Origin of the sequence: Singulisphaera sp. GP187, assembly GCF_900129635.1 — a bacterium.
Lineage (GTDB): Bacteria > Planctomycetota > Planctomycetia > Isosphaerales > Isosphaeraceae > Singulisphaera.
In genome coordinates, this window is the sequence record NZ_FSRB01000002.1 from 2251916 (window position 1) to 2268361 (window position 16446).

Below are 16446 nucleotides of genomic sequence, written 5' to 3' on the forward strand. Positions count from 1 at the left end.
TCCACGGGGCCAGTTCTCAAGGAATGGGGCCCGTGGAAAGTGGAGGCTCTGATCGGGAAGGGTGGAATCCCGCGGCTCGTTGGCATTGGCGACTTCGCAGGGACCGCGCGCCACTCACTTACTGGCTCGCCGATTCCTTGGGTTCCGGGTCGTTCCGCAAATATGAAAGCAGGTCGAGTACCTGTTCTTTTCGGAGCACGTTCACGATGCCGAGAGGCATGTTCGAAAGCTCCGATCGGCGCCTTTGGAGGATGTTCGCCTTCTCGATCGCGACCAGATTCACCGCGCCGGGGGGGCGTAACACCACGAACCGATCATCCTCGCGTTCGACTCGGCCCGAGACCACCGCCCCGTCGGCCGTTTCGATCAAGATGCCCGCATATTCGTCGGGGATGACCTTCGACGGCAGCAGGATCGATTCGAGGAGGTCGTGGTTGTTCAGTCGGCGGCCAACGCCCGTCAGGTCAGGCCCGACACTCCCGCCCTCGCCCTCGAACCGATGGCACTGGATGCAGCCTGTGTCGCGGAACGCTTTCCGGCCTGCCTCCAGCGATCGCCCTGTCTTCAACTGGTCGAGCTCGGGCAGGAGGTCGGCCATCTCCCAGGCCTGGACGAACGTGTGCTCGGGCTTGAGCTGGGCGATCCAGTCCCGCAACAAAGTGACTGCCTGGTCGTCGACTCGGCTCGTCACCAGCGGTGGCATCTGGCCACGCCCGCGCACCGAGAGGCGACGCAGGAGCGCCGAGCGCTCGGGATCGCCGGGCGCAACCAGCATCGCGTTGCTGATGCCAAAGGTGTCATGCTGCGGCCGAGCGTCCAACAGCCCCATCTTGTCGCGTGGCGCTGCGAGGGTCAGGACCATCTTCGCGTTACCGCCGCCGGCCTCGATATGACAGACCGAGCAATTGACCTGCAAATATGTCCGCGCCCGCCGCTCGAGATCGTGACTGGAATCCCTCGGATCAATCAGTGTATCGAGATCTTTGGGTTCTTTGGGCAACGCCTTGGTGAAGAGACCGATATGGTCGAGCGTCCGGAGCTGGTTGTCGCGAACACCCCCGTAGTCATGATCTCGATTCAACTGCGCTCCGGTCACGCCCAGAACGAAACCGGCCGCTCGACTGTGACACGCCATGCACTCCGAGCGACTGGGAAAGCGCCATTTCTGACGGGCACCCGCCGGGCCGGCTATGGCGAATTCGCCGTCCTCGCCGTTCTTCGCCACCAGTGTTGCGTCGGTTTGCGCATCGTTCCAGCGGTACGAGTAGCCTGTCCACTCGCCTTGCTGACGGAGCATGACGCGGGTTTCCACCCGGAACCGCGACGCCTCGTTCCCAGGCTCACGTTCGAGCGTGAGCAATTGAACGAGCGCGGTGTTGTCGGGAAAGTCCCAGCCGCGGCCCGGGTCGAAACCGACTTTCAAATCACCCGGGACCGCGATGAAGTGCTCTGCACGCGCCCCGTCGGTCCAGCCTGGCGCATTCACAGAATAGGGAATGATTGCGGGATCAAGTTTATGTTCGGACGTTGAAGTCAAGAGGCCGGTCTGGCTCAGGAGGGTCGGGAACGGCGCTCGCGTTTCGGATTCTGGTACGGGGACGAGCCGATCGATTCCACCGCCGTGATCGACGATGAGTAGTTCCCCGTGGTGGTCGACTCGAAACGAGGCGATTTGGAGGGGGGTATCGGCCAGTTCGCGGTGCCAGAGCACGCGCTGGCCGTCGTGCTTCATTCCCCAGATCCGCCCGCTCGAATAGTCGCCGTAGATGTAGGCCCCGTTGAGGTCCGGGAGCTTGTCCCCATAGTAGACCACGCCGCCGGTCAGGGAGCGGAACTCCGCATGGGAATGCTCGATCGTGGGGGGGACGTGCGGTGTTGGACCTCGTTTCCGTTCGAGATAGAACGGGTGGCTCCCTTCGTACACGCTCCAGCCGTAATTCTCACCGCGGCCGATGAGATGAGCCGTTTCCCATTGGTCCTGGCCGTTGGTTCCCACCCAGATTTGCCCGGTCTTGGCGTCGCAGCCCATCCGCCAAGGGTTTCGTAGCCCGTAGGCCCAGATTTCCGGGCGGGCGCCTGGTGTTTTGACGAACGGATTGTCCGGCGGGATCGCATAGTGCTGATTGCCGTCGCGCTTGTTGACGTCGATCCGGAGTACGCTGCCGAGCAGGTCGTTGAGGGTTTGGCCGGAAACGTAAGTGTCCGAGTCGCTACTTCCGTCGCCGGTCGTGAGATAGAGCATCTGGTCGGGCCCGAACGTCATGTCGCCGCCGTCGTGTCCGGAGGATTGCCACTCGAGGATCAGCGTTTCGGACTTCGGCACGATCTTATGCAGCGGCTGGCGCTCGACTGTGTACCGGAGGATCTGATTCATCCGCTCCGGGGCCGCCCTCGGACCGTTGCGGAACAGATAAACGTAGCCGTTCGAGGCGTAGTCGGGATGAAAGCAGACGGAGTAGACCAGATACTTCGGGAGGTCGAGAACCAACTCGGAGTCCGCGGTGTCGGGGTCATCCTTGATCCGCACGATCCGTGAGCCCTGTTCGGCGGCAATCCCCTCCTGGATCACCCAGAGCTGATCGGTTCCTGGTTCCTCAGCCAGGTAGATCGGGGTTTTCCAGGTCAACTTCGTGAACGTTTTTTCGACCGTGTAGGGCAAGGGCGGTTCCGGCGAACCGATCAGGCGAGACGCGTTCCAGGGGACACGTTTCGGCAGGCCGAACGGCGCTTCGGCATCGGCCGGGGCCGAGAGGCCGAACCCGACGAGAAAGGTCAGGGCGACCAACGCGCAACCCGAGACGTTCCGGGCGTAACTGGGACGCATCTCTGTGCCTCTTCGGATTTGTGGCGGTCAATTCCATTCCGCGCGTCGGCAATCCGTCCGAGGAGGCGCTTCGGCTTCCTCATTCGCGAGCCGCTGTTCAGTCGAAATGACGTTACATGGTGCTATTGATAATCGATTCGAGTCACCCTATCCACGAGAAAGTCGGAAAATAGGTCTCCATCGCATGCCTGAAGTGATGTTAGCAGGCGCCTGGGTTGCGGTCGCTACGGAGGTCCAGCCGACTGCGATTAGGCGACTGGCTGTCCTGTCCGGCTCATCGGCCGAAGTGCAATCGTGAAGGATGCGGTCGTTCTGAACGCAGGAACCGTGTTCAGGGAGAACGTGAAGCAAACCGAGAGCATTCTTTGCGTTTGACCCGATCGATCGGTATTGTAAGGTCACCAGGGAAATTCAACAATCGTTTTACGGAAAACCGGTTGGATTTGACGGCCGCTCGATCGGGGCCGTACTCAGGCCTCGACAAGGATGTTTGTCAGTTGATTGAAATATGCAGTATTGTGGGTTTGATGTGAGCTGAGACCCCGAAACCATCGATCCATCCGAAGTGCGGAGACCTGAGCTGATGACACGGCAAACGACTCGTCGGCGTTTTGTCCCGAGATCGACGCATGTTGCGTTGAGTCTGGCTGTCACCCTGGCGTTTGCTGGATTCTTCGCGGTCGCTTCGCGCGTTGGCCACGCCGCCGAGCCTGAGGCCACGCCCGCGACTTCCTGGAAAGCAGGGGTGGCAAAGGTCGTTGTGACGCCTGAGAAGAGTGTCTGGCTTGCGGGATACGGATCGAAACGACCGCCGGACGGCAAGCTGCACGACTTATGGGTCAAGGTCCTGGCACTTGAAGATGAAAAAGGGCGTCGCGCGGTGATGATCACCAGCGATTTCCAAGGTGTTCCCAAGACGATGAGCGACCGGGTGTTTGCTCGGCTCAAACAGAAGTACGCGCTGGAACGCGACCAGGTGATGCTGACGTTTTCGCATAACCACTGCGGTCCCAGGCTGGGGGATGACCTGGTCGACTACTATCCGGTGGAAGCCGAGCAGGTCAAGCTGGTCGACGAGTATACGGCGGCGATGGTCGAGAAATTGGTTGCGGTGGTCGGCGAATCGCTGTCGAGGCTCGCTCCCGCGCGGCTCGGGATCGGCGCGGGGAAGGCGACCTTTGCCGTGAATCGGCGCAACAATCCCGAGGCGAAGGTGCCGGAATTGCTCGCGAACGGGACGCCGCTGGTCGGGCCGGTGGATCACAGTGTACCGGTCTTGACCGTGATGGGGCCGGAAGGGAACCTGGTGGCCGTGCTGTTCGGTTATGCCTGTCACCCCACGACGCTCAGCTTTACGACCTGGTGTGGCGACTACCCGGGGTTCGCCCAGCTCGAGGTGGAGCAGAATCACCCGGGAGCGACGGCTTTGTTCGTCAATACGTGTGGAGGCGATCAGAATCCGCTGCCAAGGCGAAGCGTCGAGCTCTGCGAGCGTTACGGGCACTTGCTGGCGACGGCGGTCGAAGACGCATTGAAGCAACCGTTGAAGTCGATATCTTCGGGGCTTCGAACCGCGTTCGAATACGTCGAGCTCCCCTACTTGCAGGTGGTGACTCGCAAGGAATTGATCGCCGCGCAAGCGGATCAGAGCCCGATTCGCGCGCGATGGGCCACGCGGATGCTCCGAAAGCTCGACGCGGGCGAGACCTTTGCGCACTCCTATCCGTATCCGGTGCATGCGTGGCGGCTCGGCAAGGAGTCGCTCGTGATTGGTCTGGGGGCAGAGACGGTCGTGGATTATGCGCTTCGGTTCAAACGCGAGTTCGGTCCCGGGACCTGGGTCTGCGGTTACGTGGATGACATGATCTCGTACATCCCCTCGCGACGCGTTTGGGAGGAAGGGGGCTACGAGGGTGGTTCGAACCTGTTCGAGTACGGCCGCCCTGCCCTTCGATGGGCCGGTGATATCGAAGACCGGATCGCCGGGACCGTCCACAAACTCGTCAAGCAGGTTCAAGACTGAGCGGGGGCACCTGAGCGTCGAAAGCGTGTCTTGGGTTCGGAGAGTCTCGGGCTCGTGAAATCCCGGACCCTCGAAGTTACCCGCGCAAATGTGGCTTTCCCCGATCTTTTCGGCTCTTGCTTGCATCCCGGTTTTCAGCCTTCGACAATCGGGTCGAAGTTGACGTGTCGTTGTGTTTCTGACAGGGAGAATTGCTGGTGAGAACTCGAAAATGCTTGTGGATTCTCGCCGGCCTGATCGCGGCGGTGAGCGTCTCGGAGGCCGCGGAGCCAGCCCCCGCGACCGACCTGGGCCCGGTCACGGAGACGCACGTGATGGTGCCGATGCGTGACGGGGTTCGACTGTCGACCTATCTCTACATCCCGAAGGGGGATGGTCCCTGGCCAGTCTTGTATGAACAGCGGTATGCCGACCTGAAGGGCGCACGCAAGAGCCTCGCCCGCATGGCCGCGGCGGGCTACGTCGTCGCCGGCCAGAATTTCCGGGGCGCCCAGCTCTCGGAAGGGACCTGGGTCGGCTATCGTGACCTCGGCTGGGGTGAAAAACGGGACGGCTACGACACGGTGGAATGGCTCGCCAAACAGCCGTGGTCGACAGGCAAGGTGGGGACGTTCGGTGGCTCGCAAGCCGGCTTCGCGCAAAACTTCCTGGCTGTCACCCGTCCGCCCCACCTGACCTGCCAGTACATGATCGACACCGGCCTGAGCCTGTTCCACGAAGGCTACCGGATCGGAGGCGCCACTCGGCCGGAACGGTTCAAAACCATGGACGCCGTCTGCCGCGTGCCCGAGGACAACCGCCGCCTTCTCAAAGAGTGGTTCACGCACCCTATCTGCGACGCCTACTGGGCTGACGAGGATTGCACCCGGCACTTCGATGCGATGAACGTCCCCTGTTTTACCGTCGGAAGCTGGTTTGATTTTATGTGCATCGGCTCGGTTGAGAGCTTCATCGGCCGCCAGCACCGAGGGGGACCGAATTCTCAAGGGAAGCAACAACTTCTGATCGGACCCTGGCTCCACGGCGGGGTGAAGGAGTCGAACAAAGTTGGCGAGCTGACCTATCCCGAGAACGCCCGATTCGCGATGGACGCGCACATGATCCGCTGGTTCGACCACTACCTCAAAGGGGTCGACAACGGTGTCGAGCGTGAGCCCACGGTTCGCTACTATGTGATGGGGGCGGTCGGAGAAGAAGCGGCCCCGGGCAACGAGTGGCGCACGGCGACCGACTGGCCGCTGCCCGTGGATGAGGCGTCACTCTACCTCCAAGAGGGAGGGAAACTCACCGCCAAGGCCCCCGAAACCCCAACGTCGGCGACGACCTTCCTGGCTGACCCGGTCCACCCGAACGAGATTCCGGCCCGTGGCTTCCCCGGGGCGAAAGACGCGCGTGAGTTCGAGAGCCAGGCGCAAGTGCGGACGTTTACCACGGAGGTCCTGACTGAACCCGTCGAGTGGACGGGGAAGGTGAAGGCGGAGCTCTACGTCGCTTCCACGGCCCGAGACACCGACTTCATCGTCCGGGTCTCCGATGTTTACCCTGACGGCCGCTCGATCCTGCTCATGGACTACGTGCGCCGGGCTCGTTACCGCGACGGGTATGACCGAGAGGTCCTGCTCGAGCCCGGCAAAATCGCCAAGGTCGCGTTCGACGTCGGCTGGACGAGCCAGGTCTTTAACCGCGGTCATCGGATTCGGATCACCGTGGCCAGTACCGGGGCCCCGTTCTACGAGCCGAACCCGAACACGGGCGAGCCACTGACGCTCGACCCTCCGGCGAATCAGGTCGTGGCGACGAATACGGTCTACCACGACCGCCCGCATGCGTCGCGGATCCTCGCGCCCGTGCGACCGAGCGCCTCGGTCGTCGACAAGCGGGCGCGGCTCGAACAGGAACTTCACGACGTGAAGGGTCGACTTGAAAAACGACCTGCGCTCAATCCCGCCGATCGGGACCAACGTGCCGATGCCGAGGTGTTCGCCAAGGCGATCACCTGGGCCCTCCGCTACGAATCGAAGCTGGCGCCGGCCGACTTCTCCCTGCTCGAACGGGCGATGGAGCGTTGCCGGAACCGGGTCGCCGCGCTCGAGGCTGGCAAGCAACCTTGGGGCGAGAAACAGGGGCCGGTCGTCCGGGGCTTCGTTTCCGCGGTGGATGGCTCGGTGCAACCCTACGGCGTGATCGTCCCGGCGAATTACGACCGCGCCAAACCGATCCGGCTCGACGTCGTGTTGCACGGCAGCTCGTTGCCGACCGGAATGAGTGAGTCGCGGTTCATGCAACGGTTCGACGAAGATAATCATCCCGGCAAAAAAAATCCTGATCAAAACTATATCGAACTCCATCCGTTGGGTCGGGTCGAGAATGGGTATCGTTGGGCGGGCGAGACCGACGTTTTCGAGGCGATCGAGGCCGTCTGTCGGAACTACGCGATCGACCGAGACCGAATCGTGCTCCGAGGGATGTCGATGGGCGCCTCGGGGACGTGGCACCTCGGGCTCAAGCACCCGGATCGATTCGTCGCCCTCGGCCCTTACTGCGGCTATGTCGACACGCGTCAGTTTTCCTTGACTCCCGTCCCCCGCTTCGTCAAAGTCGGCGCGTTGCCCTCCTACCAGGATAAAGGGTTGCATATGCTCGACTCGGTCGACTACGCGGCCAATGCCGGGATTGTGCCGGCCATCGCCTGCATGGGGGAGAAGGACGAGAACTTCCAGGCCCACGAAATGATGGGTCGAGCGATGGCCGATGCGGGCCTGACGATGGTCAACCTGATCTCGCCGGGAACCGGACACGTGATCGACCCCGTGACCCATCGCGAGCAGATGCGGCGGATTCAGGAGCATGCGGACAAAGGGCTGAACCACGCCCCGAGCTCGATTCGCTTCGTCACCTGGACCTTGAAGTACAGTCGCTCCCACTGGGTGCAAATCCTCGGCATGACCGAGCACTACACCCGGGCCGAGATCGTTGCCCGAGTGAGCGACGACGGCTCGATCGAAGTGGCGGAGCCGACCAACGTGAGCTGTTTCGCTCTCCATCCGCCGATCGCGAAGGCTGGCATCACGCGGATCCGGGTCGGTTCGGAATGGACTTCGATCTCGGGGAATGGTGCCGATCAGGGCGACCATGCGATCGTCCTCGCCAAACGCGAGGGCCGATGGGTCGACGACGGTGCGCTCGACGACTCCCAACGGATCAGCAAACGCCCCGGATTACAGGGGCCGATCGATGATGCGTTCACGACTCCATTCCTCTGCGTCCGTGGCACCGGGACGCCCTGGAACCCGGCCGTTCAGGCGTGGTCGGAGGAGAGCTTGAAGCAGTTCGCCGCCGAGTGGAACCAGTATTTCCGCGGCGAACTGCCGATCAAGGATGATACGGCCGTGACCCCGGACGACTTGCGCCGCGCAAACCTCATCCTCTTCGGCGACCCCGGGAGCAACCGCTGGATCAGCCAGGTGCTTCCTCAACTTCCGGTCCGTTGGACGAAGGACGAATGCACGGTCGGCAATGCAACGTACCCGGCGGCGAATTATGCACCGTTGTTGATTCATCCCAATCCGCTCGCTCCCCATCGGTACGTGGTTCTCAATAGCGGCCACACCTTTCATGCGAAGGAATTGTCGACCCTCAACTACCTGCTCTTCCCCCGCCTGGGCGATTGGGCCGTCGTCAAGCTTGCCGAGAATCGTTCGGGACCGGCAAACGATGAGGTCATTCAGGCCGGGTTGTTCGACGAGCGTTGGCAAGTGCCCGGGGCCGCGGCAATCAACGATTGATGAGATCCTTGGATTGGTGTTTGAACTTGCCAGGTGACTTGGAGGCGACCTGATGGCGATCAGGCTGATGATTGGGTGGTCTGTCCTGGGGATGGCTCAAGTTGCCTCGGCCGCAGCGCCGGTGGACTATGGTCGTGAGATCAAGCCGATTCTGGCCGCGCGGTGTACGAGCTGTCATGGGGCGATCCGGCAGAAGGCGGGCTTACGTCTGGACACGGCGGAATTCCTCCGCCGCGGGGGCGATGGCGGGCCTGCGATTGAGCCGGGCAAGAGCGCCGAGAGCCTGATCCTCGAGCGGGTGGCCGAGGCGGCCGGCGCCGAGCGAATGCCGCCCGAGAGCGAGGGTGTGCCACTAACCGCCGTAGAGGTCGAGACACTCCGGGCCTGGATCGACCAGGGGGCCAACGCACCGCCGGAGCCGACCCCTGAGGATCCCCGCCGGCACTGGGCCTATCAGCCACCGGTTCGACTCGCGGTCCCGCGCCCCAACGACCCAGCCTGGGCGAACAACTCGATCGACGCCTTTCTCGCCGCCGGCTATCAATCCCGAGGCCTGAAGCCGAGTCCGCCGGTGGCCGGCGACCTTTGGCTCCGCCGCGTTTCGCTCGACCTGATCGGTCTGCCACCGACCCGTGCGGAACGGCAACGGTTTCTTGCCGACCGATCGGCCGACGCGGCGAGTGGCGTTGTCGACCGCCTTCTCGCCGACCCGCGCCATGGCGAGCGCTGGGGACGGCATTGGATGGATGTCTGGCGCTATAGTGACTGGTACGGACTCGGCGAGGAGATTCGCTACAGTCATCCTCATATCTGGCAATGGCGTGACTGGATCGTCGAGGCGCTGAACTCCGACAAGGGTTACAACCGGATGGTCGAGGAGATGCTCGCCGGCGACGAGCTCGCCCCCGACGACCCGGAGACAATCAGAGCGACCGGATTTCTGGTGCGGAACTGGAATATTTTCAATCGGAACGCCTGGCTCGATCACACCGTCGAGCACACCGCCCGCGCCTTCCTCGGCCTGACGATCCAGTGTGCCCGTTGCCACGACCACAAATTCGATCCGGTCTCCCAGGTCGACTATTACCGCCTTCGTGCCTTCTTCGAGCCTCACCACGTCCGGGTCGACCGAGTCCCGGGTCAGCCCGATCGCACCAAGGCGGGCTTGCCGCGGGTCTTCGATGACTTTCTGGAAACGTCGACGTACTTGTTCATTCGCGGTGATGAGACCACTCCCGATAAGACCCGACCGCTCCAGCCGGCGACTCCCAACGTCCTGGGGGGTGAGATCAAGATTGTCCCCGTTTCCCTCTCCGACGTTGCCGCCAGTCCCGACAAACGCGCGTTTGTCGCTCGCGAAGCACTCGAGGCCGTTCAGCAAGCCGTCGCGCAGGCCGGTTCCGTCGTCGCTGATGCTCGGAAGCGGTTCGAGCAGGCGGACAAAGCCCTCGCCGCCGCGACCGAATCCAACAATCAGGCCGAAACTCAAGTCAATGCCACCGCCGACAAGCCTGCCGAGCTCACGGCGGCGTTAGCCGCGGCTGCTTTGGTTATCGAGACGGTTGTCCGTGCGGATCGGGCCGCTCGCGACGCCCAGGTCGACCTCGATCTTGCAACGTCGCGTCTGGCCTTGGCCGAGGCCAGGCAGACGGCCTTGAAGGCGGTCCTGAGCGCCGAGGAACTTGAAGATCAGGGGGCCAAGGCCGACGGCTCCGAGGCGTGGGCCGAGGCCGCTCGAGCGGCGGTGACGGCTCAACGTCGACTCGCCTGGATCGAATCCAAGACCAACCGCCTGATCGCTCAGAGAGACCTGAGCCGCGCGCGACGCACCCTCGATGGCTTCCTCAACACGATTGGCGTTGACCCGAAGGCTGATCCCAACCAAGCGGCGCGCTCCAAGGTCGCCGGAGAGCTCGTCGAGGCACGCGGTCGACTCTCCCGTGCGGAATCGCAATTCGCCCGCGCAGAGAAATCCATCGGTGCACCCGTCACGACGGAATACACCCCGCGTGCGCTCGAATTTCCACGCGCCAAGACCACCTTTCGCGACATCCCGAGCAACGCCCCCTACGCCAAGACGAGTACGGGCCGCCGACTCGCGCTGGCGCGTTGGCTCGTCGACCGCCGCAATCCCCTGACGGCCCGCGTCGCGGTGAATCATGTCTGGGCCCGTCACTTTGGCGAACCCTTGGTCGGTTCCTTCGACGACTTCGGTCTGAGAACGCCTCGGCCCGATCACCACGAGCTGCTCGATTGGTTGGCCGTCGAGTTCATCGAATCCGGCTGGAGTTTCAAGCATCTGCATCGGTTGATCGTGACCTCGCAAGCGTACCGCATGCGCTCGACTGACGCGGGCGCCGCGGATTCGAACGTGGCCATCGACCCTGACAATCATTACGTCTGGCGGATGAATGTTCAGCGTATGGAGGGAGAGGTGGTCCGAGACAGCGTCCTGTTCCTTGCCGGTCTCCTCGACCCCAAGCTCGGTGGGCCTGACTTGCCCGTCGCCTCGGCCGAGACCGGCACCCGTCGGACCCTCTACTACCGCTATGCGAGCGGAGAGAACATCCCGTTCCTCTCGGTCTTTGATGCCGCGAGCGTGACCGATTGTTACCGCCGCCCCACCACGATCGTGCCTCAGCAGGCACTCGCCTTGAGTAATAGTGGGATGATTCTGACGCGAGCGGGGGACATCGCCTCGGTGATCGACCATGAAGTCGGTGCGGAGCCCGCGGTCCGGGGAGCGTTCATTGACTCCGCCTACGAGCGACTCCTGGGCCGGTCGCCGACCGTCGCGGAGCGGCTTGAGTGCGCGTCGGGCCTCGAGCGGCTCGCATCGGCGTTTGCCACGGAGAAGCAAGGCGCCTCACCGGAAGGTCGGGCGCGTGTGGCCCTGGTCCATGTGCTCTTGAATCATAACGATTTTATCACGATCCAATAATTGGGACGGACGCCATGGACGAACATCACGCAATGTGTGCCTGCCCTGGACCGACGCGTCGAGGGTTCCTGGCGGATGCCGGGATGGGGTTTGTCGGTCTGGCGCTGGGGGCGATGCTCCACCGTGATGGAGTGGTCCGCGCCAATTCCATTCCAGGCTGGGGTCCCCCCGACGGCCAGCCGCATTTTCCGCCACGGGCCAAACGGGTCATCTGGCTGATGATGCGCGGAGGTGTCAGCCACCTCGAGAGTTTCGACCCCAAGCCCGAATTGACGAAGAACGCGGGGAAGACGATCAACGAGAGTGCGTACAAGAATACGGTTTTCGGTTCGCCGTTCTTGAGGAACGTCCGCGAGCAGGTTGCCAACAACATCATCGATAAAACCAAGGTGAAGATCTATCCCACTCAGATTGGGTTCAAGAAGGGGGGGCAGAGCGGGATCGAGGTCAGCGACTGGTGGCCGCACGTCCGTGGCTGTGTGGACGACATTGCCGTGATTCGGTCGATGTACACGACCGACAACAACCACGGTGCCCAGATGGAATTCTTCACCGGGCGGCACCTGCTCGACGGCTGTTATCCGACGATTGGCGCGTGGGTCAACTACGGCCTCGGCGCGTTGAGCGATGACTTACCTCAGTTCATCTCGATGGGTCCGGCCCTCGAACACCAGTGCTTGGGGGCCACCGACGCCAACTACCTCGGCCCCGAGAACTCGGGCGTCACGCTCAAAATTGACCCGGCGGACCCCCTGCCCTTCGCCCGGCCGGGAGTGCCGCTCGGGGCGAACGAGGCGGCGATGAAGGCCGACTTGCTGGGGCGACTCAACGGCCTATCCGCGCTCGAGTACCCGAACGACCCCAAGCTCCGCGCCCGGATCAAGTCGTACGAACTGGCCTTTCGGATGCAGACGGCCGTCCCGGAAGTCCTCCGCTTTCAGGAGGAAAACGAAGCGACGCGTCGACTCTATGGACTCGACCAGGACGTGACCCGTCCGTTCGGTCAGCAGATGCTGGCGGCCCGCCGCCTGGCCGAGCGAGGCGTTCGCTTCATCCAGGTCTTCCACGGCGATGGCGCCGCGGGCGCCTGGGACGCTCACTCCGGCCTGGTTGCCAACCACTCGACCCTTTGCGCCCAGGTTGACAAGCCGATCGCCGGCCTGATCACCGACCTCAAACAACGGGGCTTGCTCGAAGACACCGTGGTTGTCTGGGCGACCGAGTTCGGCCGGACCCCTTGTGCCCAAGGGGCCGATGGCCGTGACCACCACAACTACGGCTTCTCAATCTGGATGGCCGGTGGTGGGATCCGGGGGGGCATCGTCCATGGCGCAACCGATGAGCTCGGGTTTCACGCGGTCGAGCATCGCCACTACGTCACCGACGTTCATGCGACTGTCCTCCACCTCCTCGGACTCGACTCGCGCCGGCTCGAAATCCCCGGCCGCAAACGACTCGAAGTCGATCACGGCAAGCGAATTCAAGAAATTCTTGTGTAGTGGCATATTGAATCGTAGGGTGGGCACGGCCCACCTCTTCGACTCGAGGACCGTGGCGGTGGTGATCTGCTTCGTTCCCAGGTAAGACCTGGTGGGCCGTGCCCACCCGACATGACGGCAAATGTCTTATCGGATTGGCACGACGCATCAACGTTCCCTTAAGGTGGATTAAGGCGAAATTATTCTTGCCAGGGCTGCTGGCGGAACCAATCGCGGAGGAGTTCCGCGGCAGGGCGGTCATCGCCGGGGGGACGGTCGATGAGGGGCAAATCCTGGGCTCGCACCAGTTGGCGGATCAAGTGGTCGTTTTCCCCCGAGGGATCGGCGGCGATAACCGACGGGTGAATGACGATGCAGTCCCAGCCCCCAAGGCCGAAGTTCAGAGACCAGTTCATAAGCCACGCGTAATCGTGGATGAACGCTTCCTGCACGCCTGGCTTGGCGGTACGCGGGACCGCGATCACGACGAGGTCGGGAGCCGCCGGACGAATTCGCGCCTTGGCATCTTGCTCCAGCTCCGCGAGCGTTTTCCCGTCCGTGGGCCAGGGAGTGACTTCGAGCTTGGCGTCGGGAGCCTCGGCCTTCAACGCTGCGCGGAGTAGGTCGTCGAAGGGGGGCATGGCGATGATCCGGATCGGTCGGCCCTCCTTGAGTTGGGCGGTCGTCCGCGCGAGCAAGGGAGTCGGTGGGGGGACGTCGGCCAGCGAGACGTCGGTTCCGGTGATCGCCTGGGCGATCGATTCCGCGATCCGCTTGTGGCCGTCCATGTTGGGGTGGATCTCGTCACTCATCCCGAGCCGCCAGGCGCGCCCGTCACGGTTGCGCTGGGACTCTCCCCGGGCATAAATGTCGCAGACCGGGACGTTCAGTCGCCGCCCAACTTCACGCACGACATCACAGTAGGCGAGCAATTTCGTGATTGGGCGATCCCCGGTGTCGATCACGTTGTTCGGCGTGCAGAGGAGCACCTCGACGCCCGCGGATTGGCACCGAGCGACGATCTCGTCGAGGTTCTTGCGGTACTCCTCGATCGGGATCCGGGCCACGTCGTTGAGGCCGAACATGACCGTGACGAGCGTGGGCTTGTGACTCAAGACATCGCGGTCGATCCGCGCCAGGGCGTCGCGCGTGGTATGACCGCTGATCCCGGCGTTGGTCATGGTGAGGTTGGCCGTGGGACAGGATCGTCGCAGGGCAAGCCTAAGCATATCGGTATAGGCTCGGCGCCCCCCGGTATGGTAATAGACCCCGGTCACACTGTCCCCGAAGCAGACGACTCGCACCGGCTTGCCCCCCTGAAGGGCTTCGCGGGTCGACTTGAGAACAGGCGGCTTCGGTTCCTCCCAGAGCACTCGAGCGACGAACAAGGCACCTTTCGCGCCGCGTTCTCGAGCCTTTTGGTCCCACAGACCCTCGGATACGGTGACCCAGGACTCGCGATCGCTGATCGCCGCCGCCCCGAAATTGCCGAGCTCCGCGCCGCGCTCGGGTACGAGCACTCGTTCCGTTTCCCGGATGACCGAGAGCCGTTGCGGATCGACCTGGGCGAGAAAGAGCGGGGCCCGGTGCCGCATGATGTGATCGTTGTTGGCGCCGCGACGGGTATAGATGAGGAAGAGGCAGTCGCCGTGAGCGAGCCAGTGTTGCTGCGTGTTGTAGCTCCCAAGTTCCTGGTCGTCGTCAAATGTCCAGGCCTTGACGGGTCGGTAGTGGAGCCCATCGTCGCCGGCGGTGACGTATCCCTTCAGGTCGTTGCGGATCGTCAGGAAATACCGGCCCCCCGCGCGAATCAGCGACGGCTCATAGAGACCGCGGGCGACGTCCAACGCCAGGACGTCGCCGTGCTCGCGGTAGGTCAGCTTGTCTCCGTCGAACCCGCAGCGAACTACCGTTACGGCATATGGCACCTCAGCCGATCGGCCGATGTAGAACGGGAGAAGGATCGATCCGTCGGGTTCGACGACGAACTGGGCGCACGCGCTTCGGGCAAAGTTGAACGACTCGCCGTCCGGCATCTCGAGTCGTCGCCAGGCCGTCCACCGACTCGACTTCGGGTCGAACACCGCGTACGCCGTCTGGTTGGAACGAGGCTGGTCCTCGAGTTGCTTCCCTTTTTTGCTGTACCGCACCTGGGCCCCGACCGCGAGAACCTTGCCCGTTGCCGGATGCCAACCGGGGGTGACGTCCGCGACCGCCACGTCAACATCACCGGGCTCATGGATCCAGTCCAGCTCCGCAACGGCGTCGGGCTCGGTCCAGGTCTGGCCGAGGTCTTTGCTCCGCATCATACTCAGACCCGAGTAGTGGTCGGACACGTTCAAATGCTTTTGCAAGGTCATCAACACCTCGGGAACTCCCGGCTCGTTGGGCGACGGGATCGCCGTCACGCGCGGGTGATACCAGAGAAACTTGCCGTCGTTGTGCTCGAGCACGGTGTCAAGCCGGGTCGTGAACGGGACGCGAGGAGTGTTGGGCCGGACGGCTTCGAGGAGTACCGGAATCATCGCGTTCGCGAGGTCTTGGTGCCCGGCAGGATTGGGGTGGTAGCCGTCGGTCGTCCAGTCCTTCAGGGACTGGCCCTTGGCCTCTGCATCGGTCCAGCGCGCGAAGTGGTCGACGAGCGGCACCTGGCACTCCTTGGCCACCTCGCGACAGGCCACCATGAATGGGGCAAGGCGGAGGTTTCGGTTCTCGCCGAGCCCATTGAGCGGAGCGTTCTCCGCCTCACGCGGGGCCGTCATCAAGACCGGATCGATCCCATGGAGCAGCAATCGTTCGACGATGGCGCGCAAGTTCTTCCGGAAGTCGTCCAGACTGACGCGCGGGCCTTCTTTGCCGGCATCCACATAGCTGTCGTTGGTGCCGTACATCACTGTGACGACTTGCGGCCGCGAATTGGTAATCGCGTCCAACCGCTTCAAGGCCTGGTCGGTCCGCTCGCCACCGATGCCCAGGTTGAGCACCCGGACATTGAGCCCCTTCGTCTTTAGTTCGCGTTCGCTGATCGCCGCGAACGTCTCTTCCGGTCGGACCCCCGCCCGGACACCGTGGGTGATTGAGTCGCCCAACGTCACGATGGTGAGAACGGGCGACGGTGAGGAAGGGGGAGCCGGGGGAGCGTCAGCCCTGGCAGTCGTGAACAGCAAGACCCAGGAGGCCAGGTACGCGGTGGTTCGTCGCATCGGTATCATCGATAGTCCGTCCCGTGTCGGAGGGTCGACTCGTTCAGGCCCCGACTCTATCACTGAAGATTGACAACTGCGAGTTTCCAACCGCTTCGGCGCGAAGGTAAACTGGGAAACCGACCGCTGCCCCCGCTCCTCATCCCAAATGCGATCGCACGAGTGCGACTCGCCGCGATTACCGCTTTGGAT

The 16446-nt window shown here is 63.0% G+C and carries 6 protein-coding genes; 4 read left to right on the plus strand and 2 right to left on the minus strand.

Features of this window, described 5'->3' with window-relative positions; all coding sequences use genetic code 11:
* Positions 1–118: 118 nt before the first annotated feature.
* Positions 119–2824 (minus strand): PQQ-dependent sugar dehydrogenase, encoded by a 2706-nt coding sequence (locus BUS42_RS33200; protein ID WP_074314289.1) that lies wholly within the window; start codon positions 2822–2824, stop codon positions 119–121.
* A 637-nt stretch (positions 2825–3461) separates the two neighbouring features.
* Here BUS42_RS33200 and BUS42_RS33205 point away from each other — a divergent pair.
* From BUS42_RS33205 to BUS42_RS33220, 4 genes are all read left to right on the plus strand, one after another.
* Positions 3462–4847, plus strand: a complete 1386-nt coding sequence (locus tag BUS42_RS33205) for a neutral/alkaline non-lysosomal ceramidase N-terminal domain-containing protein (protein WP_254053953.1) — start codon at positions 3462–3464, stop codon at positions 4845–4847.
* Between the two features lie 197 nt (positions 4848–5044).
* The gene (locus BUS42_RS33210) at positions 5045–8632 is read left to right on the plus strand and encodes a CocE/NonD family hydrolase (RefSeq protein WP_254053954.1); all 3588 of its coding nucleotides are present in this window, start codon (positions 5045–5047) and stop codon (positions 8630–8632) included.
* A gap of 52 nt (positions 8633–8684) precedes the next feature.
* Complete coding sequence (locus tag BUS42_RS33215; protein WP_074314295.1) at positions 8685–11573, plus strand: DUF1553 domain-containing protein; 2889 nt, start codon at positions 8685–8687, stop codon at positions 11571–11573.
* A 14-nt stretch (positions 11574–11587) separates the two neighbouring features.
* Positions 11588–13072, plus strand: coding sequence for a DUF1501 domain-containing protein (locus tag BUS42_RS33220; protein ID WP_074314297.1), 1485 nt, complete (start codon positions 11588–11590; stop codon positions 13070–13072).
* Between the two features lie 179 nt (positions 13073–13251).
* On the opposite strand, the gene BUS42_RS33225 is transcribed toward BUS42_RS33220, so the two are convergent.
* Positions 13252–16254, minus strand: a complete 3003-nt coding sequence (locus BUS42_RS33225; protein ID WP_254053955.1) for a GDSL-type esterase/lipase family protein — start codon at positions 16252–16254, stop codon at positions 13252–13254.
* Positions 16255–16446: the final 192 nt, after the last annotated feature.